20 protein-coding genes are annotated in these 21,978 nt (G+C 42.7%); 17 read left to right on the top strand and 3 right to left on the bottom strand.

Translation table 11 applies throughout. The features are described from left to right. The first annotated feature begins 4 nt into the window (after nucleotides 1-4). The 11 genes from mrdA to QV280_RS03050 all read left to right on the top strand — a co-directional run bounded on the left by mrdA (nucleotide 5) and on the right by QV280_RS03050 (nucleotide 11,327). A complete protein-coding gene (gene mrdA, locus QV280_RS03100) occupies nucleotides 5-1,903 on the top strand; it encodes a penicillin-binding protein 2 (protein WP_152821576.1) in 1,899 nt (632 codons plus the stop codon). After that, complete coding sequence (gene rodA / locus QV280_RS03095) at nucleotides 1,900-3,021, top strand: rod shape-determining protein RodA (RefSeq protein ID WP_152821574.1); 1,122 nt, start codon at nucleotides 1,900-1,902, stop codon at nucleotides 3,019-3,021. Before mrdA ends, rodA begins: the two co-directional genes overlap by 4 nt. Beyond that, nucleotides 3,021-3,812: a septal ring lytic transglycosylase RlpA family protein gene (locus QV280_RS03090; RefSeq protein WP_023405384.1), complete on the top strand. Its 792-nt coding sequence runs from the start codon at nucleotides 3,021-3,023 to the stop codon at nucleotides 3,810-3,812. Before rodA ends, QV280_RS03090 begins: the two co-directional genes overlap by 1 nt. A gap of 229 nt (nucleotides 3,813-4,041) precedes the next feature. Next, a complete protein-coding gene (locus QV280_RS03085) occupies nucleotides 4,042-5,223 on the top strand; it encodes a serine hydrolase (protein WP_023405383.1) in 1,182 nt (393 codons plus the stop codon). A gap of 173 nt (nucleotides 5,224-5,396) precedes the next feature. Beyond that, nucleotides 5,397-5,666, top strand: coding sequence for a DUF493 family protein YbeD (gene ybeD / locus QV280_RS03080; protein WP_023405382.1), 270 nt, complete (start codon nucleotides 5,397-5,399; stop codon nucleotides 5,664-5,666). A 222-nt stretch (nucleotides 5,667-5,888) separates the two neighbouring features. Further along, nucleotides 5,889-6,536 carry a lipoyl(octanoyl) transferase LipB gene (lipB, locus tag QV280_RS03075; RefSeq protein ID WP_039971199.1) on the top strand — a complete coding sequence of 216 codons (648 nt, stop codon included), beginning with the start codon at nucleotides 5,889-5,891 and terminating at the stop codon, nucleotides 6,534-6,536. Then, the gene (lipA, locus tag QV280_RS03070) at nucleotides 6,529-7,494 is read left to right on the top strand and encodes a lipoyl synthase (RefSeq protein ID WP_152821572.1); all 966 of its coding nucleotides are present in this window, start codon (nucleotides 6,529-6,531) and stop codon (nucleotides 7,492-7,494) included. The genes lipB and lipA overlap by 8 nt, the downstream gene beginning before the upstream one ends. Before the next feature lie 257 nt (nucleotides 7,495-7,751). Further along, entirely contained in the window at nucleotides 7,752-8,081 is a 330-nt protein-coding gene (locus QV280_RS03065) for a hypothetical protein (RefSeq protein WP_152821570.1), read from the top strand. Nucleotides 8,082-8,567: 486 nt separating this feature from the next. Next, on the top strand, nucleotides 8,568-9,917 hold the full coding sequence (locus QV280_RS03060) for a nucleotide-binding domain-containing protein (RefSeq protein WP_152821567.1): 1,350 nt from the start codon (nucleotides 8,568-8,570) through the stop codon (nucleotides 9,915-9,917). Continuing rightward, entirely contained in the window at nucleotides 9,914-10,441 is a 528-nt protein-coding gene (locus tag QV280_RS03055; protein WP_152821565.1) for a hypothetical protein, read from the top strand. Before QV280_RS03060 ends, QV280_RS03055 begins: the two co-directional genes overlap by 4 nt. A gap of 394 nt (nucleotides 10,442-10,835) precedes the next feature. Then, nucleotides 10,836-11,327 carry a M48 metallopeptidase family protein gene (locus tag QV280_RS03050; protein ID WP_023405376.1) on the top strand — a complete coding sequence of 164 codons (492 nt, stop codon included), beginning with the start codon at nucleotides 10,836-10,838 and terminating at the stop codon, nucleotides 11,325-11,327. A gap of 72 nt (nucleotides 11,328-11,399) precedes the next feature. Here the strand turns inward: QV280_RS03050 and glyA are convergent, their stop codons facing one another. Continuing rightward, nucleotides 11,400-12,650, bottom strand: coding sequence for a serine hydroxymethyltransferase (gene glyA / locus QV280_RS03045; protein ID WP_152821563.1), 1,251 nt, complete (start codon nucleotides 12,648-12,650; stop codon nucleotides 11,400-11,402). 325 nt (nucleotides 12,651-12,975) lie between these two features. Between glyA and QV280_RS03040 the strand changes: the two genes are divergently transcribed. Then, complete coding sequence (locus QV280_RS03040; RefSeq protein ID WP_152821561.1) at nucleotides 12,976-13,575, top strand: YitT family protein; 600 nt, start codon at nucleotides 12,976-12,978, stop codon at nucleotides 13,573-13,575. 150 nt (nucleotides 13,576-13,725) lie between these two features. On the opposite strand, the gene gmhB is transcribed toward QV280_RS03040, so the two are convergent. Beyond that, entirely contained in the window at nucleotides 13,726-14,280 is a 555-nt protein-coding gene (gene gmhB / locus QV280_RS03035; RefSeq protein WP_367869605.1) for a D-glycero-beta-D-manno-heptose 1,7-bisphosphate 7-phosphatase, read from the bottom strand. Between the two features lie 182 nt (nucleotides 14,281-14,462). Between gmhB and metN the strand changes: the two genes are divergently transcribed. Genes metN through QV280_RS03020 form a run of 3 tightly spaced genes read left to right on the top strand, consistent with a single transcriptional unit; the run spans nucleotide 14,463 to nucleotide 17,001 of the window. Next, nucleotides 14,463-15,497: a methionine ABC transporter ATP-binding protein MetN gene (gene metN, locus QV280_RS03030; protein ID WP_152821559.1), complete on the top strand. Its 1,035-nt coding sequence runs from the start codon at nucleotides 14,463-14,465 to the stop codon at nucleotides 15,495-15,497. Next, a complete protein-coding gene (locus QV280_RS03025; RefSeq protein ID WP_021714767.1) occupies nucleotides 15,487-16,164 on the top strand; it encodes a methionine ABC transporter permease in 678 nt (225 codons plus the stop codon). Before metN ends, QV280_RS03025 begins: the two co-directional genes overlap by 11 nt. A gap of 27 nt (nucleotides 16,165-16,191) precedes the next feature. After that, nucleotides 16,192-17,001: a MetQ/NlpA family lipoprotein gene (locus tag QV280_RS03020; protein WP_152821557.1), complete on the top strand. Its 810-nt coding sequence runs from the start codon at nucleotides 16,192-16,194 to the stop codon at nucleotides 16,999-17,001. A gap of 379 nt (nucleotides 17,002-17,380) precedes the next feature. On the opposite strand, the gene QV280_RS03015 is transcribed toward QV280_RS03020, so the two are convergent. Then, nucleotides 17,381-18,970: an AbgT family transporter gene (locus tag QV280_RS03015; RefSeq protein ID WP_261823698.1), complete on the bottom strand. Its 1,590-nt coding sequence runs from the start codon at nucleotides 18,968-18,970 to the stop codon at nucleotides 17,381-17,383. A 424-nt stretch (nucleotides 18,971-19,394) separates the two neighbouring features. Here QV280_RS03015 and tsaA point away from each other — a divergent pair, with 424 nt between their 5' ends. Together tsaA and QV280_RS03005 are read left to right on the top strand one after the other, a co-directional pair. Then, nucleotides 19,395-20,102: a tRNA (N6-threonylcarbamoyladenosine(37)-N6)-methyltransferase TrmO gene (gene tsaA, locus QV280_RS03010; RefSeq protein ID WP_152821555.1), complete on the top strand. Its 708-nt coding sequence runs from the start codon at nucleotides 19,395-19,397 to the stop codon at nucleotides 20,100-20,102. Between the two features lie 72 nt (nucleotides 20,103-20,174). Next, nucleotides 20,175-21,890 carry a proline--tRNA ligase gene (locus QV280_RS03005; protein WP_152821553.1) on the top strand — a complete coding sequence of 572 codons (1,716 nt, stop codon included), beginning with the start codon at nucleotides 20,175-20,177 and terminating at the stop codon, nucleotides 21,888-21,890. The last annotated feature ends 88 nt before the right edge of the window (nucleotides 21,891-21,978 follow it).

Raw genomic sequence — 21,978 nt, 5'->3', positions numbered from 1 at the left:
CAGCATGATGCGTAAACGCTCTCATTTTAGAGATCATAAATTTGAAGCTCGATTATTTGGTAATCGAGCTTTAGTCGCTTTCATCGGTATTTTAATACTGATTGGCGTACTTATCGGCAACCTTTACCACATTCAGGTAAACCAGTTTAAAGATTATCAAACCCGCTCTAATGACAACCGCATCAAGATTGTGCCTATTGCGCCAAACCGCGGTTTAATTTACGACAGAAACGGCATTGTACTGGCCGAGAACAGACCTGTTTTCTCCCTTGAGATCACTCCTGAAAAAGTCTCTGATCTGGATGAAACCATTCAACGCCTGCAAAAGCTATTTCCTATTTCAGAAGATTCCATACATCGCTTTGAACGCGATCGTAAACGTACGCGACGCTTTAAATCTGTACCGCTACTCAACCAGCTAACCGAACAGCAAGTGGCGATATTTTCAGTGCATCAGCAAGATTTCCCTGGTGTAGAAGTCAATGCGACCCTAAAACGCTTTTATCCTTACGGCGAAATTTTAACGCATGTACTCGGTTACGTATCTCGGATTAATGACCGTGATTTACGTCGTCTCGCGCGCGCTGAAAAACTGCAAGAATATCGCGCCACACACGATATTGGTAAGTTAGGTATTGAACGTTATTACGAAGATACCCTGCACGGTAAACCCGGTTATCAGGAAGTGGAAGTCAACAGCCGAGGTCGCGTGATCCGCACCTTAAAATATGAACCACCGATCCCTGGCAATGACATTGTTCTAAATATCGATATCAAATTGCAAAGCTATTTATTCAAGTTATTGGATAAACGTCGTGGCAGCGCCGTCATCCTCGACCCTCACACAGAGGGTGTGCTGGCGATGGTTTCTAGTCCGAGTTACGACCCGAATGCTTTTGTTAATGGCATATCAGGTAACGATTATCGCGCCCTACTGAATGACATTAATCGCCCTCTAGTAAATAGAGCGACTCTTGGTATTTATCCGCCCGCTTCTACGGTGAAACCATTTATGGCTGTGGCGGCATTACAAGAAAAAGTCATCACCCCTAAAACCACTCGTAATGATCCAGGATACTGGCGTATTCCTAATTCTAAAACCCGCCCATTTAGGGATTGGTTGCGTTGGGGACACGGCGTAGTGGATGTCAATAAAGCACTTGAAGAATCAGTGGATACTTTCTTCTACCAAGTTGCCTATGATTTAGGTATCGACCGCATATCTACTTGGATGCAAGAGTTTGGATTTGGTGACTACACTGGCATCGATATCTTTGAAGAGAGTAAAGCGAATATGCCGACTCGTGAATGGAAAAGATCTCGCCACAAAACCCCTTGGTATCAAGGTGACACCATCCCTGTTGGTATCGGTCAAGGGTATTGGACGGCAACGCCTTTGCAAATTGCGAAAGCAACCTCAGTGTTGGTCAATGAAGGCAAGGTAATGGCGCCGCAGTTACTGCGCTCGACCATTCATCGCACAGACGATAATAAAACCGTCGAAGAGTTTAAACAGCCAGAGCTTTATCCACCAATTACTGGGGTTAAAAAAGAGTTTTGGACTATCGCTAAACACGGCATGTATTTGGTTAACCACGGTAAACGAGGCACCGCACGTCGCGCCTTCTACGGTTTGCAATATAAAAGCGCGGGAAAATCGGGTACTGCTCAAGTATTTGGTCTTGCCGAAGACCAAAAATACAACGCTGATGAAATTGCCGAGCACTTGCGCGATCACGCCTTATTTACAGGGTTTGCTCCGTATGAAAATCCAAAAGTTGTGGTAACAGTAGTACTGGAAAATGCCGGTGGCGGTTCAAGTCACGGCGCCCCTGTAGTAAGACAGATATTTGACCATATGTTATTAGATAAAAACTCTCACTATATTGGGCCTGACAAATGAAACTAGATCCAGAAACAGGCAAAAACCGCTCCCTATTTGAGCGCATGCACTTAGATCTCCCCTTAATCTTGGGCATCTTAGTCTTGATGGGATGTGCTCTTGTCATCATGTATAGCGCCAGCGGTCAAAACCTTGCCATGATGGAACGCCAGATGATGCGTATGTTATTGGCTCTGAGTGTGATGGTGGTAATGGCGCAAATTACGCCCAGAACCTATGAAACACTTGCTCCACTGCTCTTTACTGGAGGTTTGATTCTGCTATTAGGCGTTATCTTCTTTGGTGAAGCATCCAAAGGGGCTCAGCGCTGGCTTAACCTTGGCTTTATCCGCTTTCAGCCATCGGAATTAATGAAACTTGCCGTGCCACTGATGGTGGCGCGCTATATTGGTAATCGCCCACTGCCTCCTAGTTTTAGAGTGTTAGTCACCTCACTAGTGTTAGTGATGTTGCCGACCATTTTAATTGCAAAACAACCGGACTTAGGCACCTCGATATTAATCGCAGCCTCAGGGATTTTTGTTATTTTCCTAGCCGGTATCAGCTGGAAAATCATTTTATCGGCGGCGTTGGCGGTCGGGGCATTTGTCCCTATATTGTGGTTTTTCTTGATGCGGGAATATCAAAAAGTTCGGGTACGGACTCTTTTTAATCCTGAGTCCGATCCCCTTGGCGCGGGCTACCATATTATTCAAAGTAAAATCGCCATTGGTTCAGGTGGTTTGATGGGCAAAGGCTGGCTGCATGGCACTCAGTCACAGCTAGAATTTCTACCCGAGCGCCATACTGACTTTATCTTTGCCGTTATTGCCGAAGAATGGGGCCTAATTGGTGTAAGTGCTCTACTTTGTATCTATCTCTTTGTTATTGGGCGCGGGCTTTACCTTGCTAGCCAAGCACAAACCGCTTTTGGTCGCATGATGGCAGGCAGTATTGTACTAAGCTTCTTCGTGTATATTTTCGTAAACATGGGGATGGTAAGCGGAATTTTACCTGTTGTTGGCGTTCCACTGCCTTTAATCAGCTATGGTGGTACTTCCATGGTGACCTTGATGGCCGGCTTTGGCATCTTGATGTCTATTCAAACCCATAGAAAAATGCTTTCAAAGGCAAATTAATGCAATTATTTAAAAGTTTAATACTGGCTATTCCCCTGATGATCCTTGCTGGATGTTCAGGTTCAAATGAAGATAGATATGCTATATCACAAGATGTGGCACCGGATTCACCGATCACTTTACAGCATATTGAAGATGCAACTCCGCGCTATGAACCTTACAGTTTAGGTGGAAACAAAGATTACACTGTACGTGGCAAATCCTATTCTGTGATAAATAATCCGCAGGGTTTTAAGGAGAAAGGTAAAGCGTCGTGGTATGGCAAGAAATTTCATGGCCATTTAACCTCTAACGGCGAAACTTATGACATGTACTCAATGAGTGCAGCGCATAAAAACCTGCCTATTCCTAGTTACGTCAAAGTAAAAAATTTAGATAACGGCAAGACAGCTATCGTGCGCGTCAACGATAGAGGCCCTTTCCATGAAGGTCGAATTATTGACCTGAGTTACGCTGCAGCGACTAAGCTTGGAGTAATACAAACCGGCGTGGCAAACGTAGAGATTGAATACATCTCCACTAAACCAGAACCGAATGGAAACAAAACGTCGAATACTCATCCTCGCTATATCATTCAAGTGGCGAGCCTTGGGAATGCCACTTCGTCGAAGAAGTTATCCGATCAACTTGCTAGTGAGTATAAGCAACCTAGCTATGTAGAAAAGAACAATAGCATCAATAGAATTTTTATCGGCCCGATTGATAACGCAATGACGGCACAAGAAATTCTAAAGAAAATACAAAAAAATGGACATCCGAGCGCTTTTATTAAAAAGCACAAAGCTGAATAATGCCAATCACAGTAATTAAGTGATCAGACACAGAGTAGGAAAAACGCCGTTATCCAGCGTTTACCCTACTCGCATGATACGTTAATTACTATGATTGATATAATTCAGAAACGGATTAAAAATCACTCTTTGGCGAGCATAGTAGCCGTATCTCTGGTTTAGGTTTAGACTATTGATTTGGCTACTATATAAACAGTTTTGCCTTCACTTTGGACATTACACAATACAGATGAAAAAAATAACCCAATCACTCAAATCTCTTGCTGTAACGAGTGCTTTAGCGTCAATTGCATTTAGTGCAGTTTCGCAAGCAGCACCAATAGTACTACCTGATGCACCGCAAATTGCAGCTAAGGGCTACGTGCTGATGGATTTCAACTCAGGTAAAGTCATCGCTCAAAAAGAAGCCAACACTAAGCTTCACCCTGCGAGCTTAACTAAGATGATGACCAGTTACGTTATCGGCCAAGAGCTAAAACGCGGTAACATCTCTAAAGATGATGAAGTTGTTGTCAGCAAGAATGCATGGGCGAAGAACTTTCCTGATTCATCAAAAATGTTCATCGAAGTAGGCACTACGGTTACTGTTGATAAACTAAACCACGGCATTATCATCCAATCGGGTAACGATGCATGTGTGGCTATGGCTGAGCACGTTGCGGGTTCAGAAGATGCATTTGTTGATCTGATGAATGCATGGGCTAAATCTATCGGCATGAAAAATTCACACTTTGCGAATGTTCATGGTCTGGATAACGATGGCTTATTCTCAACACCTTACGATATGGCGCTACTAGGCCAAGCATTGATTCGTGACGTGCCAGACGAATACGCAATTTACTCGCAAAAACAATTCACTTACAACGGCATTACCCAATACAACCGTAACGGTTTGCTTTGGGATAAGAGCATGCACGTTGATGGTATCAAAACTGGCCACACTAGTGGCGCAGGGTACAACTTAGTCAGCTCAGGTACAGAAGGGCAAATGCGTCTGGTTGCCGTAGTGATGGGAACTAAGAGCTCTAATGCTCGTAAAGCAGAAAGTAAAAAACTACTCAACTACGGATTCCGTTTCTTTGAAACTGTTGCTCCTCACAAAAAAGGTGAAGTGTTCGCTGAAGAGAAAATCTGGATGGGTAGCCAAGACACAGTCAAACTGGGTCTAGCTGAAGACACATACGTGACTCTTCCTCGTGGCGTAGCTAAAAACCTAAAAGCAAGCTTCGTACTGGATAAAGAGCTTAAAGCACCGATCAAGAAAGGCGATGTAGTTGGACGCGTATTCTACCAAGTTGATGGTCAGGACATTGCACAATACCCATTACTTTCTTTAGAAGACGTCAATGAAGGTGGTCTATTTAGCCGTCTGATTGACTACCTAGTACTGCTGTTTAACAGCTGGTTCTAATATAAAGCACTAAGAGACACAAAAGGAAGCTACTGCATCAGTGGCTTCCTTTTTTATTGGATGCTAGCTTGATATGTAGCCAACCCGACCTCATATTGAGTTTTTAGCTCATTCAAAGTAACATGCGCGCCTTGAATGACCCTTTCACACCATTTTCATTTGGAGTCGCAACCATGCAAGAGCAGCCAAAACTGAAAGACCTGTTGGAATTTCCGTGTACATTTACCTATAAAGTAATGGGTTATGCTAAACCAGAACTGCCAGACCTAGTGCTGGAAGTTATCCAACGTCATGCTCCTGGCAACTACAGCCCTTCAATCACGCCAAGTGGCAAAGGTACTTACAACGCTATTTCTGTAACGATCACCGCTACTTCAATTGAACAAGTTGAAATCCTATATAAAGAGCTGAGCGATATCGAAATCGTACGTGTAGTTCTTTAGTAGTAGTTAACAGCTTATTATCGACCGACGTCTAAGCTATTGATCTTTAAGTGATGCTTGTCTTAGCTAGGTCTTTAATCATACAAATATAGCAAGATCCTCTTTTTCTAGTAGAAATAGCAGCAACTTGCTAGTAATGTGCCTACATCGATATAGATGGTTCAGGGAAATAACGAATTGCCTAGCGACATAGCAAAACAAGAAACTACCACGCCATTCTCATTGGTAAACCGATTGGAAATTCATCATCTTGGCCTTCAAGACTACGAGCCAGTATTTGATCGAATGCACCAATTTACCGATGAACGTGACGAAAATACGGTTGATCAGGTTTGGATTGTTGAACACAACCCAGTCTTTACACAAGGTCAAGCAGGTAAAGAGGAGCACCTCCTCAATACTGGTGACATCCCTGTAGTAAAAAGTGATCGTGGCGGACAAGTGACCTACCATGGTCCCGGTCAAATGGTGGTGTATTTCCTACTCAATCTACGTCGACGTAATTTAGGTGTGAGGAAACTCGTTACACATATTGAAGATATCGTGATACAGACCCTAGCTAAGCTAGGTATACAGTCTGCGGCTCGTCCTGATGCGCCGGGTGTCTATGTTGACGGCAAGAAAATCTGTTCACTTGGACTGAGGATCCGTAAAGGTTGCTCCTTCCATGGGCTTGCTTTAAATATCGATATGGATCTCTCTCCTTTCCTACGCATTAATCCATGTGGTTATGCGGGCTTGGAAATGGCTCAGGTTGCTGACTTCACCACCGAAGAGCAACGTACAAATATTCAAAGTATTCTAGTAAAGGAACTCAGCGTCCTACTAGGGTACACAGACGTAATAGAAATGGCAGAAAGCGATGAGTAAACCAATTCAAATGGAAAAAGGCGTTAAATACCGTGACGCAGACAAAATGGCACTGATCCCAACCAAGACAGTACCTGTTGAGCGCAGTGAAGTGCTCCGCAAACCTGAATGGATGAAGATCAAACTACCTGCCGATAGTCAACGTATCCAAGACATTAAGTCTGCAATGCGTAAAAACAATTTAAACTCAGTCTGTGAAGAGGCTTCTTGCCCTAACTTGGCGGAATGTTTTAATCACGGCACGGCTACCTTTATGATTTTGGGTGCCATCTGTACTCGTCGTTGCCCATTCTGTGATGTTGCCCATGGCCGTCCTGTAACACCAGAAGCCGATGAGCCGCAAAAACTGGCACAAACAATCAAAGACATGAAGCTAAAATATGTGGTGATCACCTCTGTTGATCGTGATGATCTACGTGACGGCGGCGCAAAACACTTTGCTGACTGTAATGCCGAAATCCGCAAACTTAGCCCGAACATTCGCATTGAAACGCTGGTTCCTGATTTCCGTGGCCGTATGGATAAGGCACTGGATGAGCTAAAACTGAACCCACCTGATGTGTTCAACCACAACCTTGAAACAGCGCCACGCCTGTATCGTCGAGTTCGCCCTGGTGCTAACTACAAGTGGTCTTTAGAATTACTGCAAAAATTCAAACAGCAGCATCCAGATGTTCCTACTAAGTCAGGGCTGATGATGGGACTGGGTGAAACCAAAGAAGAGATCGTTGAAGTGCTTAAAGATCTTAGAGCGCACGGCGTGACTATGCTTACTCTAGGTCAATATCTTGCACCAAGCCGCCATCACCTTCCGGTTGAGCGTTACGTGCCACCAGCAGAGTTTGATGAGCTAAAAGAAATTGCGCTTGAACTAGGCTTTACCCACGCCGCTTGTGGCCCATTTGTACGTTCATCGTACCATGCTGATATGCAAGCAAAAGGCGAAGAAGTTAAGTAACTCTTTTCTATTGCGCAAACTATTGCCCGAACGATTACGTCTATGACTTCTCAGGCAACAAGTGACAAAAGCACTCAATTTGAGTGCTTTTTTGCTTTCTGGAGTATCCCAATTATGCTTATAACAATCACAGTCATTAACTGAACAGAAATAGCGGCAGAAAAACGCCATTAGTGCGCGTTTTACCACGCTAGGATGGTCAATTAAGGACTAAGATACAGTAAAGGAATGCTTAATTTTATAAGGGAGGTCGTTTCATGCGACTCATAGTATGCGCCGTGTTAACTCTGTTTGTTTGGGGTTGTGCCGATAAAAACACACAAGAAGACAATTATTTAGATGCTTCATTTGAATTATGTAACACCGAAGTTTCACTCTACTCTGTCAGTGATGATGGTAAAGTGCGCATCATCTGCGCCGATGGCTCCAAGTTTGCTTTAAATAACCAGCAAACATTAGAAATAATGCGCGACATTAACGTGGATTATTGTTCCGGTGAAGGGCTGTCAAAGTTCAATGAAAGCCGCCGATACTATACTTTCCGTTGCAAATCAGGAACTCAACTGAGTATCAATAAAAACCAATAATTAGCTTGGTTTAACAGCTATAAGAAAGACTATGAAGTGCAAGGTATTGCGCTTTGGTGGTGCTCATACCAAAAGGAACTCGTAGGAGTTCCTTTTTAGTGCTCTGTAGGTTTTTAAGTTTGTACTTTTTAACTACAGATAGGGGATGTTAGCAAGCTCACTTTTATTCAGAGACATGTTGGGGTGACTAGCGCTAACTCATCTTTGCCTCATTATCATTTTCGGGCAACAAACTAGCTCGTGATTAGTGGTGATTTTCACTCAAATATTCTTCATGCTAATGCATGCTCTTTATGTGAATAAAATGAATTTATATCCAATGCACCTTGGTGTTCTCAACCTAATCGATTCGTTCTTTCCTTTGCAAATAGCTTCTTTATTATAGTGAATTAACAATAGTATCAATAACTTGCCGTTGATGGTTTGATTCTAATTGATTATGATTGTTTTGGCACTTTCTTATTGGTACCCAGTATCTGAGGTTATATGAATTTTAAAGATTTATTCGAGGATGTTTATAATCAGCCCCCTTCAAGTTCTGTCATTCAAAAAAATGCTGAAAGCAGAGTTGGCAATGAATCATTTCAAGACTCGTGGTCGCAAGAGTCAGCTTCAACTTCGCTAATAGGCCCTCAAGAAGAATATATATTACAGAAATATATTCGCCCCATTTACGGTAAACAGCATTTAAATACATCTCAAATAGGTACACATCCTGATTTTTTGTCTTTGCAGGGAACAAATGATTTAATTCGTCATTATTCTTGTACGATGTTTATGGATATAAAAGGGTCCACAAGGCTCTCTCTCCTTTACGACCTCGATGATGTCTTTCGATTTAAAAATGCTGTAATTCAAACATGTGTTGAAGTTGTTCGCTCTTTTGATGGATATGTGCACCGTCTAATGGGTGATGCTGTGATGTCTTTCTTTGGGAGCAAAGGTAAATCAACAGAAGATTCTATTGCAGATGCGGTTAATTGTGCGGCAACGTTAAAGATATTGCTTGAACAGGGAATTAAGCCTTGGATGGAAAGTCATGGCTTTGATGCGAAAGATTTTGGGTTTCGTGTCGGAATTGACTTTGGTAAAGAAAAGGACGTCCTCTGGGGAAGCTTTGGTTATTCTTCTGTTGGTGAAGTCTCTGCCACTGGTTTATCTGTTGATATGGCCTCAAAACTTCAAAGTCGAGCTAGCAAAAATAGTACAATGTTAGGGCAAGGTTTATTAGATCACGTTTTTTGGCCAGATTATTATTCTAAACTCAAGCAAAGGGCTGTCTCTGGCAACCTTCAAAATGAGCCAGTTGTAGTACCGAATATTACTACTGCTGAAGGTCAACCGCTCAACTATCGCATGAAAGAACTAAACTTTGAGCATTTTATTGAAGTAAGTGCGTTACCTAGGCAATCCAGAGCATTGGTGAACAATAACATAAGGCATAATCCAGATATAGATTTCGAATGCTTTGTGATTGAGGATGGTATTAAAAATAAATATATATCTGCATCAAGATATTTAGATAAACATTTAGGCCTCACGTTTGAAATCAAAGCATCAACACGAACTCGGTTGCAGTTCCCTTTAATGGTTCAACTTGTAAAAACTAATTTCGGGCCAGATGTTCCTGATTTAGAAGATGGTAAAGAGCAAATAAAGAGCCCTCAATATTTGACTGTTAGTCGTGAGAAATTTAGCCATATAACTCCACCATATGTAAAAATTGAAGAGACAGAGTCAACTAGCTATCGAGGCTTACATACGATGAAATGCGAGGTTTATGATAAAAATAATGACCTTGTTTTTAGGGATTGGATTGGGGTAATGATAAAATGAATAGTGACCAACAGGTTTTGTTTGAAGCCTTAAAAAGAACGGATTCATACATTGTTTCAGCAGACCAAAAAGCTTCGTTTTTATTAGTAGCAGGGGTGACTTATCTTGGAATATATACTTCACTATTTTATGGATTTCTCTCAGATGAAAGTTTAGCCATACCAAATGAATTAACATTATCGGTTATTGGTGTTTTATTAGTGATATGGTCAGTATGGTTTTATAAAATAAAAACTGTTTTCACACCCCGACTTAAATCTTCTGGGGGTAAGTCCGTGATCTCATACGCTTCAATGATTAATAACCACGACGATATGTTAGATTGTTTTTGTTCTTATGAATCCTTAAAGAAGGATAATTTTGATCTAGATAAAGATTTGCTAGAAAACTACTGGATCTGCGCTGAAATTTGTAACACTAAAATGTTGGCGTTCAAATCTAGTTTACTTTGGCTATTTTTTGCTCTGGGTAGTTCTGTGCTTGGTTTGGCAATACTGGCCTTTTATTCCACATTTTTTAGTTAAGTTAAGGGGGCTTTGTTTTCTGCGAAATTCTTTGAACTGAATATCTTACCTTTTGAATGTCTATGCATGTTTTCATTCAAAGTCTGTGCTTATCGCTGCAATATTCATAATTAAATCTAATGCCGTTAGGCTTGACTGGTCTTTAAGCAAAATTATTTATGTCCAATAATGTATTAGAAAGCTGTGCCAAAGAGTGGGACTTAGAACAAATATCTGTCCGAGAAAGCAACGCCTCAATGAGTCTGATGACTATACATTAAGGCGTTTTGAGCGCAATTACTCGGTTAAAGCACCACAAATGCGCAATGCCTTGCATGAAGTGGATACTTTTTTTATTTGCCATGTAACAAAATCAGGTAAAATAAAGCGCTTCTAGCCTTTCAATTGGAATACGATGAACCCTTTACTTCGATATGTTCAAGGTTATCCCGAACATATAGTGACGCCTGTTAGCCAACTAATCGAGTCAGGCAATCTCAAAAAATGGTTTGAGCAGCGCTACCCTACCCAACATAGTATCAAACATGAAAAAGCCCTGTTTGAGTACACGATGCAAATTAAAAACCGTTTTTTAAAGAAAACAGCGCCGCTGAGTAAAGTTATCTATGACAACAAAATTCATCTCATCAACAATGCGCTGGGTTTGCACTCTTATGTACAACGAGTTCAAGGCAGTAAAGTAAAATCTAAGAACGAAATTCGTATCGCTAGCGTATTTAAAAATGCGCCTGAGCCTTTATTGCGTATGTTGATCGTGCACGAACTGGCACACCTCAAAGAAAAAGAGCACAACAAAGCGTTTTACGCTTTGTGCTGTCATATGGAACCGAACTATCACCAACTTGAGCTCGATGCGCGCTTGTTTATGATCTATCTAGAAAGCTAAGTCGCTATCTTGCTGGCAATAAAAAAGCGAACCGTTAAAGGCTCGCTTTCATTTTCACTATTGTTTTGCCCGTTATGCGTAAACAGGTTTACGCTTACAAATCTCTAGTACTTTAGCTTTAGTTGCTTCAATAACTGACTCATCACCTAGGTTGTCTAGGATGTCACACATCCAGCCCGCAAGGTTTTTCGCGTCTTCTTCAGTGAAGCCACGACGAGTAATTGAAGGTGAACCTACACGAATACCCGATGTTACAAATGGGCTGCGAGGATCATTCGGTACCGAGTTTTTGTTCACAGTAATGTTCGCAGAGCCTAGAGCAGCATCAGCTTCTTTACCTGTGATGTCTTTATCAATAAGATCAACAAGGAATAAGTGGTTCTCAGTAGAGCCAGATACGATGTTGTATCCACGCGCTAAGAATTCAGCAACCATTGCTTTTGCGTTAACAACAACGCGAGCTTGGTAATCTTTAAATTCTGGCTCTAGTGCTTCTTTAAAGGCTACCGCTTTACCCGCGATAACGTGCATTAGAGGGCCACCTTGACCGCCAGGGAATACCGCTGAATTCAGTTTCTTGTACAGCGCTTCACCTTCGTTAGAAAGGATTAAGCCGCCACGAGGACCTGCCAGAGTTTTATGCGTTGTAGTTGTTACAACGTGCGCATGTGGAACTGGGTTAGGGTAAACACCTGCTGCAATAAGACCTGCAACGTGCGCCATATCAACGAAGAAGTACGCGTCCACTTTGTCAGCGATTTCACGCATACGCGCCCAATCACACACTTGTGAGTAAGCAGAGAAGCCACCGATGATCATCTTAGGCTTGTGTTCAACAGCCAGTGCTTCCATTTCTTCGTAGTCAATTTGACCATTCTCATCAATACCGTAAGGGATGATGTTGTATAGCTTGCCAGAGAAGTTAACTGGAGAACCGTGAGTTAAGTGACCGCCGTGTGCAAGGCTCATACCTAGAACAGTATCACCAGCATTTAGCAGCGCCATATAAACAGCATTGTTGGCTTGTGAGCCTGAGTGTGGCTGAACGTTCGCGTAATCTGCACCAAACAATTCACATGCACGTTCGATAGCTAAAGTTTCAACTTTATCAACATACTCACAGCCACCGTAGTAACGCTTGCCCGGATAACCTTCGGCGTATTTGTTAGTTAACTGTGAACCCTGTGCTTCCATTACCCGTGGGCTTGTATAGTTTTCTGAAGCGATAAGCTCAATGTGCTCTTCTTGGCGCACTGTCTCTTCTTGAATAGCGGCAAATAGATCCGCATCGTAATCAGCGATGTTCATATCACGCTTTAGCATCTGTATCTCCTGACTCAGATTAAACTGTAAATAGCTAAAAAAGCCATACAATGACTAAACGCAAACGTTTTCGTCACGGCATTGGCGGCATTTTACCGAAATAAATTTGTATCACAAATTCTTTTTGTCCCTGTTTCTTATAGGTATATTTACCTAATTTTCCTACAGAATAAAGGTCTAATATGGGATTATCTTATTTGAGGCCTTCAACTTTACACCGTGTAAATCAAAAATTACACGATGTTAACGACAATTTTGCCGAAACAATTCGATAAAGCGCACTTTTCCTATACTATTCGCGACTGGTTTTGTGAGGTTAACTCCAATGAATAAACACAGTTTTCTTGAAGATTGCGCAGCTATCTTTACCGGCACCTTGTTGGTTGCCATTGGGATCTTTTTTTTAAAGTCATCATCAATGATCGTGGGAGGCACAGCAGGGTTAGGCTTACTGTTTACCCAGTTTATCGACCTCAGCTTCGGTACTATGTACTTTTTGGTCAATATCCCTTTTTATTTTCTAGCTTGGTTTCGATTAGGCAAACGCTTCACCATTAATAGTGTCATATGCGTTTCTTTGGTCTCAATAATGGCCGATAATCTGCATCACTTGGTTAAGTTTGAATTTCTATCCCCAATTTTTGCGGCTATTGCGGGCGGGATGTGTATTGGGCTCGGCTTATTGGTGCTATTTCGTCATCGAGCGAGTTTGGGGGGATCAAACGTATTGTGCCTAGTCATTCAGGATAAATTTGGCGTGTCGGTTGGAAAGAGTCAGTTATTGTTTGATATCACTATCCTTATCTGCTCACTGTATTTTATTCCGTTAACGCTAATTGCTTGGTCGATTGTTGCCGCCGTCTTTATCAATATGATTTTATGGATGAACCATAAGCCCACTCGCTATACCGTTCATTATCAATAGTATTTCGTTCACGGTAAGCACTCACCGCTCAGCGAAAGATTTACACCTGTAGTCAGATATAAGCACATACAAAACAGGCTTTGACATAGTCAAAGCCTGTGAAGCATAGTTTCAACTTAAAAGCTCAGCGACTAAATCGCCAATTACCCCTTATTGCTGCGATAAATAAGCGGGTACATCTTTAATGCTATCGAGTACAACTGTTGCAATCGCTTCGCCTCTGTCGGTAACAGGTTTACCAGTACGCACTAAAATCTTAGTTTTAACGCCAGCGGCTTCTGCTGCCATAAGATCTTCGGCTTTATCGCCAACCATAACCGAATTTTCCATATCAATTTTCAGAAAATCTCGCGCCGAAATAAACATGCCCGGCTTAGGTTTGCGACAATCACAATCTTGTTTGTATTCACCGATACCGTGCTCAGGATGGTGCGGGCAATAATAGATACCATCAAACTCCACACCATGATCAGAAAAATTCCAATCCATCCACTGCGTTAACGATTCAAATCGCTCTTCGGTGAACTTACCGCGTGCAATGCCCGATTGATTGGTCACTAGCACTAACATATAACCCATTTTTTGTAGCTGCTCTGTCGCTTCAAAAACTCCAGGGATATATTCAAAATCATGCTCATCATGGACATAACCATGATCGACATTAATGACACCATCACGATCCAAAAAAACAGCGGGTTTAGACACGGTAAATTACTCTGCATTGTTTGCTTGATATGGGGATAATTATCGCACGCTTTGGGGTCACTCGCACCTACGTTTTCAGCTTTAGACGTCTAGACGTAAAAATATCTATTGACTTCATTCTGTGAACTATCTAGCATCTCTGAAAGATTTTAGATCCTCTCCCTAATCAAGCAGGCTTTTTGATGATAGAGATTAAGCAAGTTAACAAGGTATTCTACCAAGGCAAAACCGCAATCAATGCCTTGAAAGATATCAATTTGACCATCGCCAAAGGCAATATCTTTGGTGTTATTGGTTCGTCTGGTGCTGGTAAAAGTACTCTAATTCGTTGTGTAAACATGCTTGAAGCACCGACCAGTGGCGAAGTTATCGTTGATGGTATCGATCTGACTAAGCTATCTAAAAAAGAATTGTCAGAAGCACGCCGCAACATAGGTATGATTTTTCAACACTTTAATTTGCTCTCTTCTCGTACTGTGTTCGAAAACATCGCATTGCCATTAGAGCTTGCGGGTAAAGACAAACAATACATCGAAAACAAAGTGGTTGAGCTATTAGGTCTTGTCGGACTGGCTGACAAACGTAATACCTACCCTGCCAACCTAAGTGGCGGTCAAAAACAACGTGTAGCGATAGCGAGAGCGCTTTCCAGTGACCCTAAAGTGTTGCTTTGTGATGAAGCCACCAGCGCACTTGACCCTGCGACTACGCAATCTATCCTTGCGCTATTAAAAACCATCAACCGTCAACTGGGGATTACCATTTTAATCATCACCCACGAAATGGATGTAGTGAAAAACATCTGTCACGAAGTGGCGATTATTGGTGGTGGCGAACTGGTCGAAAAAGGCACTGTAGGCACTATTTTTGCGCACCCTAAAACAGAACTGGCTCACCAATTTATACGATCCACTTTAGATCTCTCTATCCCAGAAGATTACGAGTTACGCCTGCAAAAAGAGCGCTGCGAAGGAAGCTACGCTTTAGTTCGCCTAGAGTTTACAGGTGCCAGTGTGAATGCGCCGGTTATCAGCCAAATTGCACGTAAATTCAATATTGATATTTCTATTCTAAGTTCAGATCTTGATTATGCTGGCGGCGTTAAGTTCGGCATGATGGTCGCAGAAGTGTATGGCGATGAAGAATCCTACGATGCGGCGATTAACTATCTTCAAGAACAAAAAATTAAAGTCGAGGTTCTAGGCTATGTCTTATGATGTATTTGCTGACTGGTTCAGCGCAAATAACAGCCTTTTGCTCAAGGCAACATGGCAAACACTTTATATGGTGGCGTTTTCAGGCATTGTTGGCTTTTTAGTTGGCATCCCGCTAGGGGTTATTCTGCACACCACCAAACGTGGTGGTCTATTAGAAAGCCCGCGCCTTAACTCTGTATTAGGCGCAATCATCAATATTGGTCGAAGTGTTCCATTTATTGTATTGATGGTAGCTATAATCCCATTAACGAAACTACTAATTGGTACTTTTATCGGTACCACAGCGGCAATCGTTCCTTTGACCATTGGCGCAATCCCATTTGTGGCACGCTTAATTGAAGGCGCACTGTTAGAAGTTCCAAGTGGACTGGTAGAAGCGGCGCAATCTATGGGCGCTACGCCACTGCAAATTATTACTAAGGTACTGCTTCCAGAAGCGCTACCAACCATCATTAACTCTGTCACCATTACGTTAGTTACCTTGGTTAGCTACTCGGCAATGGCAGGCACTGTTGGCGGTGGCGGTCTAGGTGATGTTGCCATTCGTTACGGTTTCTACCGCTACGATATCATCATCATGGCTGTGACTATTGTTATGCTCATTATATTAGTGCAAATCATTCAATCTGTGGGTGACGCACTGGTTAGTAAAGTTGACCACAGATAAGAAACAAAATATTACACGGAGAAACTCATGAAATTTAATCTAAAGCAAATTTTCACGGTTGCAGTAGCGGCTTCAGCGCTAATCCTTGCAGGCTGTGGTGATAAAGAACAAGACAGCAACAAAATCAAACTTGGTGTTATGGCTGGTGCTGAAGCACAAGTTGCTGAGATTGCAGCTAAAGTAGCAAAAGAAAAATACGGCCTAGATGTTGAGCTAGTAACTTTCACAGATTACGTTACACCAAACGCTGCTCTTGATGATGGTTCTGTTGATATCAATGCATTCCAACACAAACCATACCTAGACCAACAAATTGCTGATCGTGGTTACAAACTAGCTATCGCAGGTACTACATTTGTTTACCCAATCGCGGGTTACTCTAAAAAAATCAAATCTATTGATGAGTTGAAAGAAGGCGATCGCATCGCAGTACCAAACGATCCAACTAACCTAGGTCGTTCACTTCTTCTTCTACAAAAACAAGGCATTATTGAGCTACGTGAAGGCGCAGGTCTTCTAGCAACAGTTCGTGATATCACAGCAAACCCTAAGAAAATCGAAATTGTTGAGCTAGAAGCAGCGCAACTAACTCGTTCTCTAGACGATATGACTCTTGCTATCATCAACAACACATTCGCAAGCTCTATCGACCTTACTCCACAACGTGACGGTATCTTTGTAGAAAGCAAAGAATCTCCATACGTAAACCTTATCGTTGCTCGTGAAGAAAACGTAAATGATGAAAACGTTAAAAACTTCGTTAAAGCGTACCAAACTGACGAAGTTTACAAAGCTGCTGACGAAATCTTTAAAGGTGGCCTAGTTAAAGGTTGGTAAGACCTTTTTTAAAGTAATACCTTTTCTTGAAATAAGATCTTTCTTGAAATAATAGAATTACTTTAAGCCTCCCCTTTTAAGCGCCATTCTTTGAATGGCGCTTTTTTCGTTTTCGCCCTAACTGTTGGTAATTAAGTATAGTTAAATGTCTATAAAACCAAATGCTTACGCACTGAATTTAATAGACATTGATAAATCTAATCTTGCAAGGAACACAGCGAATACGAGATAGGATAATCTATTGGGGCAATGCTGCGACAAGGAATCAATAAGGAATGTTGGTAGTTGCTCGTTGCTAAACTCCAGAAGAAAATGGTCAGCTATCGCTGACCATTTTTTCGTTTAGACTTTCTGTTTAAATATCTCGACACTCTCTACCCTAAGGCGTGTAGAAAGTGGCAGCTCCCGGCCCTACCGGTAGGCCAAATACAAATACCCACACGTAGAATAAAATAGACCAGCCAAACAAGAAGCAAATCGAATACGGCAACATGGTCGATATCAAAGTGCCTATCCCTAAGTTTTTCATATAACGCGTCGCCACAGCCAATATTAAGCCAAAGTAACTCATCATAGGCGTAATGATGTTCGTTGTGGAATCACCAATACGATATGCCGCTTGAATGGTCTCTGGAGCGTAGCCAACTAGCATTAACATAGGTACAAAAATAGGCGCGGTTACCGCCCATTGCGCCGATGCTGAGCCAATCATTAAGTTAATAAAGCCGCACATCAAAATGAACGCAAAGAACAACATTGGGCCTGTTAAGCCAATGGTTTGTAAAAAGTCCGCGCCAGCAACGGCAAACACTTGCCCGAAATTGGTCCACTTAAAGAAGGCAACAAATTGCGCGGCAAAAAACACCAGTACGATATACAGCCCCATTGACGACATCGACTTCGCCATCGCATCAATCACATCACGATCGTTTTTCATCGTGCCCACTACGCGCCCATATACAAAACCTGGGATGGCAAAGAACACAAAGATAAATGCTACGATACTCTTCAAAAATGGAGAGCCTGCCACAAGGCCTGTCTCAGGGTGACGTAATGCGCCCCATTCAGGTACTACGGTCAGCGCTATCAAACCACTAACGGCGAGCACAGCAACGGCGGCAAATTTAAGACCGCGCTTCTCTTCTGGCTTTAGGGCGCCCATGCTGTCATTGGAGAGATCTTCTGATGCTTCTTCATCATTGTATTTGCCCAATTTAGGCTCAACGATTTTCTCAGTCACAAATGCACCTGTGATCGAGATAAAGAAGGTTGAAACAAACATAAAGTACCAGTTTGATTCAGGGCCTACCGAATAGTTAGGATCAATCATCTGCGCCGCTGTTTCGGTAATCCCCGACAGCAGTGGATCAACCGTACCGATCAGCAGATTGGCAGAATAACCGCCAGAAACACCAGCAAATGCGGCTGCTAGTCCGGCTAATGGGTGACGACCTAAAGAGTGAAAGAGCATTGCCGCAAGTGGGATTAAGACTACATAGCCCAGCTCAGAGGCGGTATTTGAGATGATACCGGCAAAAACAACCGTCACGGTCACCATGCGCTGTGATGCGTTCATCACCAAGCCACGCATTGCCGCAGATAACATGCCAGAGTGCTCAGCAATAGCAACACCTAGCATTGCCACCAACACGGTGCCTAGTGGGGCAAACCCAGTAAAGTTAGTGACAAGGTTAGTCACAATCAAGCGCAGCCCTTCACCATTAAGCAAGCTAACCACTTCGATAATGCCATCGGCACTACGACCTGCTGCTCCTTCTGGGCGAGGGTCAATAACCGAGACATCAAAATATCCAGCAATGCCCGATAGGACTAAAATACCCACACAAAAAAGAGCAAATAAAGTGATTGGGTGTGGTAGTAAGTTTCCTAGGTATTCAACGGTATCTAAAAAACGGGTAAACAACGGCTTTTTTGGCGGTTGTTGTGTCTGTGAAGCAGATGTATTCACCTGAGTTCTCCTTTAATTATTTTTATATCCCTTTTTGCTCTCAAGCGCTGCTTTATATTGTTATACGCAGCGTATGACGCGTTATTCCTAGAGCGCGACAAAAAGGAGGCGGAAACATACATGAGTGGCTATAAATTGAAAAGATGACGCAGTTATGACAAGTTACATTAAGCCACTAAACAGTGGCTTTTATCACAATATCCAAAGGGATTAATTGCCAAAAAAACTTTAATAATTAACGAGTAAGCTCCATTTATATTAAGTTACAAACTAACGAAGCATTTAAAGTATATGTTTGTAATAAAGTGATGCAGAGCTTACATTGCGAGATATGAACGTCGTGCTAGCTCAGTGCTTGTGCGGAAAATAACGCTCAAAAGAAGCCATTGTTGGCGCATAAAATTAAGACTAGGAATGAATAACAATGCACACTATTTCGCCTATCGGCACCATACGTACCCCATATAAAGAGAAATTTGCGATTCCTAGACAGCCAAACCTTGCGCCAACAGTAACCACTGAGCTGCATCTTATCGGAGAAGCCAATACCGAAGCCTCAGTGCGTGAGTTAAAGCAATTTTCACATTTATGGCTGCTGTTTCTATTTGACCAAAATATAGAATCCGGTTGGAAGCCGACCGTGCGACCACCTCGCTTAGGGGGAAATGAACGAGTGGGTGTGTTTGCCAGTCGCTCAACATTCAGACCGAACGCGATTGGCATGTCTGCAGTGGAGCTCATCGATGTGGAACTGCAACAAGGACAAGTGGTCATCAAACTCGGTAATGTTGACCTTGTAGACGGCACCCCGATTATCGACATCAAACCCTATATTCCGTACTCAGATAGCATTCCTGATGCCATCGGAGGCTATGCCGATTCAGCGCCAAACCCAGTCGATGTGCATTTTTCTACTGCGGCAGAAGCGGTTTTACAACAGCACCACGACGGCCGCTATCGCAGACAAGCGTTGAGTGAAATTTTGGCGCAAGATCCCAGACCTGCTTATAAAAAAGGCAAACCCGATCCCAAAACGTATGCAGTGAGCTTATTTGAATGGAACGTTAGCTTTATCGCTACTGATAATTGCATTGCAGTGCAGAACATTGCCCCTTTAGCACAAGGCGATTGACTGTTATTATAGAGGCTATTTTTAGGGAAATAACTCCCTAACATCTCTATAAATCTACAACGGAAAGCATCAATGCGTACCAGTAAATACCTAGTTTCTACATTGAAAGAAACGCCTAACGACGCAGAAGTAGTTAGCCACCAGCTAATGCTTCGTGCAGGTATGATTCGTAAATTGGCCTCAGGCCTTTACACTTGGTTGCCCACAGGCTTACGCGTATTGCGTAAAGTGGAAAACATTGTTCGAGAAGAAATGGACAATGCAGGGTCAGTTGAAACCCTAATGCCCGTTGTACAACCCTCTGACTTGTGGGAAGAAACAGGACGTTGGGAAAAATTTGGACCAGAGCTACTTCGTATTAAAGACCGTAACCAACGTTCATTCGTATTAGGTCCAACTCACGAAGAAGTAATCACGGATATGATTCGTAACGAGGTGAAGTCTTATAAGCAACTGCCTCTAAATCTGTACCAGATCCAAACTAAGTTCCGTGACGAAGTTCGCCCACGTTTTGGTGTAATGCGCTCTCGTGAGTTCATCATGAAAGATGCCTACTCTTTCCACCTAGACCAAGCCAGCCTAGATGAAACATACGCAGAAATGCACCAAGCATACTGCAATGTCTTCAACCGTATGGGATTGGACTTCCGTCCAGTACTGGCTGACACAGGTTCTATCGGCGGTAGCGCTTCACATGAGTTCCATGTACTGGCTGAAAGTGGCGAAGATTTAATTGCCTTCTCAACTGAATCTGATTTTGCGGCTAACATCGAAAAAGCAGAAGCTATTGCACCAACCACTGAACTGGCTGCGCCAACTCAAGAAATGACTTTGGTAGATACGCCAAACGCGAAAACCATCGCTGAGTTAGTTGAGCAATTTGAACTGCCAATCGAAAAAACAGTGAAGACTTTATTCGTTAAAGCCTCTGAAGAGTCTGAGTTTGAGATCATCGCACTGATTATCCGTGGCGATCACGAACTCAACGAAATCAAAGCTGAGAAACTGCCACAAGTGGCTGAACCACTAGAAATGGCCGGCGAAGAAGAAATTCGCGCAGCCATTGGTGCAGGTCCTGGTTCTCTAGGTCCAGTAGGTCTAAAACTGCCATTCATCGTTGACCGTAGCGTAGCGGTAATGAGCGACTTTGGCGCAGGTGCAAACGTAGATGGTCAACACTACTTTGGCATCAACTGGGGACGTGATGTTGAGCTTGCTCAAGTTGAAGACTTACGTAACGTAGTGGAAGGCGATCCAAGCCCATGTGGTAAAGGTGTTATCCAACTAAAACGCGGTATCGAAGTGGGTCATATCTTCCAGCTTGGTAACAACTACTCTAAATCTATGAACGCGACAGTTCTGGATGCTAATGGTAAGAGTGCTATCGTTGAAATGGGTTGTTACGGCATTGGCTGTACTCGCGTAGTAGCAGCGGCTATCGAACAAAACCATGACCAAAACGGCATCATCTGGCCAGAAGCTATTGCACCGTTCCAAGTGGCGATTGTGCCAATGAACATGCACAAATCTGAGCGAGTAAAAGAAGCCGCTGAAAAACTTTACGCAGACTTAACGGCGCAAGGTATCGAAGTGCTATTTGATGATCGTAAAGAGCGCCCAGGCGTTATGTTTAAAGATATCGAGCTTATCGGTATTCCGCACACGGTGGTTATCGGTGATCGTAGTATGGACAACGGCCACTTTGAATATAAAAACCGTCGTGATGGCGAAAAAGTACCTGTAGAAATGGACAACATGGTTGCTCATCTACAAGGTCTACTAAAGTAAGCCTTTGCGCTATTGCTCTCCTTGTTTGGGGAAGAAGCAAATTCTAATAAAGGCAGCTTCGGCTGCCTTATTCATTTCTGGAGAAGAT

This window comes from Vibrio sp. B1Z05 (assembly GCF_052955985.1).
This window is presented reverse-complemented; position numbering and strand designations above follow the sequence as displayed.

Excerpts from the sequence above, each read along its gene's own strand:
- mrdA (WP_152821576.1), top strand. The coding sequence starts at position 5 with ATGATGCGTAAACGCTCTCATTTTAGAGATCATAAATTTGAAGCTCGA.
- rodA (WP_152821574.1), top strand. The coding sequence starts at position 1,900 with ATGAAACTAGATCCAGAAACAGGCAAAAACCGCTCCCTATTTGAGCGC.
- QV280_RS03090 (WP_023405384.1), top strand. The coding sequence starts at position 3,021 with ATGCAATTATTTAAAAGTTTAATACTGGCTATTCCCCTGATGATCCTT.
- QV280_RS03085 (WP_023405383.1), top strand. The coding sequence starts at position 4,042 with ATGAAAAAAATAACCCAATCACTCAAATCTCTTGCTGTAACGAGTGCT.
- ybeD (WP_023405382.1), top strand. The coding sequence starts at position 5,397 with ATGCAAGAGCAGCCAAAACTGAAAGACCTGTTGGAATTTCCGTGTACA.
- lipA (WP_152821572.1), top strand. The coding sequence starts at position 6,529 with ATGAGTAAACCAATTCAAATGGAAAAAGGCGTTAAATACCGTGACGCA.
- QV280_RS03065 (WP_152821570.1), top strand. The coding sequence starts at position 7,752 with ATGCGACTCATAGTATGCGCCGTGTTAACTCTGTTTGTTTGGGGTTGT.
- QV280_RS03060 (WP_152821567.1), top strand. The coding sequence starts at position 8,568 with ATGAATTTTAAAGATTTATTCGAGGATGTTTATAATCAGCCCCCTTCA.
- QV280_RS03055 (WP_152821565.1), top strand. The coding sequence starts at position 9,914 with ATGAATAGTGACCAACAGGTTTTGTTTGAAGCCTTAAAAAGAACGGAT.
- QV280_RS03050 (WP_023405376.1), top strand. The coding sequence starts at position 10,836 with ATGAACCCTTTACTTCGATATGTTCAAGGTTATCCCGAACATATAGTG.
- glyA (WP_152821563.1), bottom strand. The coding sequence starts at position 12,650 with ATGCTAAAGCGTGATATGAACATCGCTGATTACGATGCGGATCTATTT.
- QV280_RS03040 (WP_152821561.1), top strand. The coding sequence starts at position 12,976 with ATGAATAAACACAGTTTTCTTGAAGATTGCGCAGCTATCTTTACCGGC.
- metN (WP_152821559.1), top strand. The coding sequence starts at position 14,463 with ATGATAGAGATTAAGCAAGTTAACAAGGTATTCTACCAAGGCAAAACC.
- QV280_RS03025 (WP_021714767.1), top strand. The coding sequence starts at position 15,487 with ATGTCTTATGATGTATTTGCTGACTGGTTCAGCGCAAATAACAGCCTT.
- QV280_RS03020 (WP_152821557.1), top strand. The coding sequence starts at position 16,192 with ATGAAATTTAATCTAAAGCAAATTTTCACGGTTGCAGTAGCGGCTTCA.
- tsaA (WP_152821555.1), top strand. The coding sequence starts at position 19,395 with ATGCACACTATTTCGCCTATCGGCACCATACGTACCCCATATAAAGAG.
- QV280_RS03005 (WP_152821553.1), top strand. The coding sequence starts at position 20,175 with ATGCGTACCAGTAAATACCTAGTTTCTACATTGAAAGAAACGCCTAAC.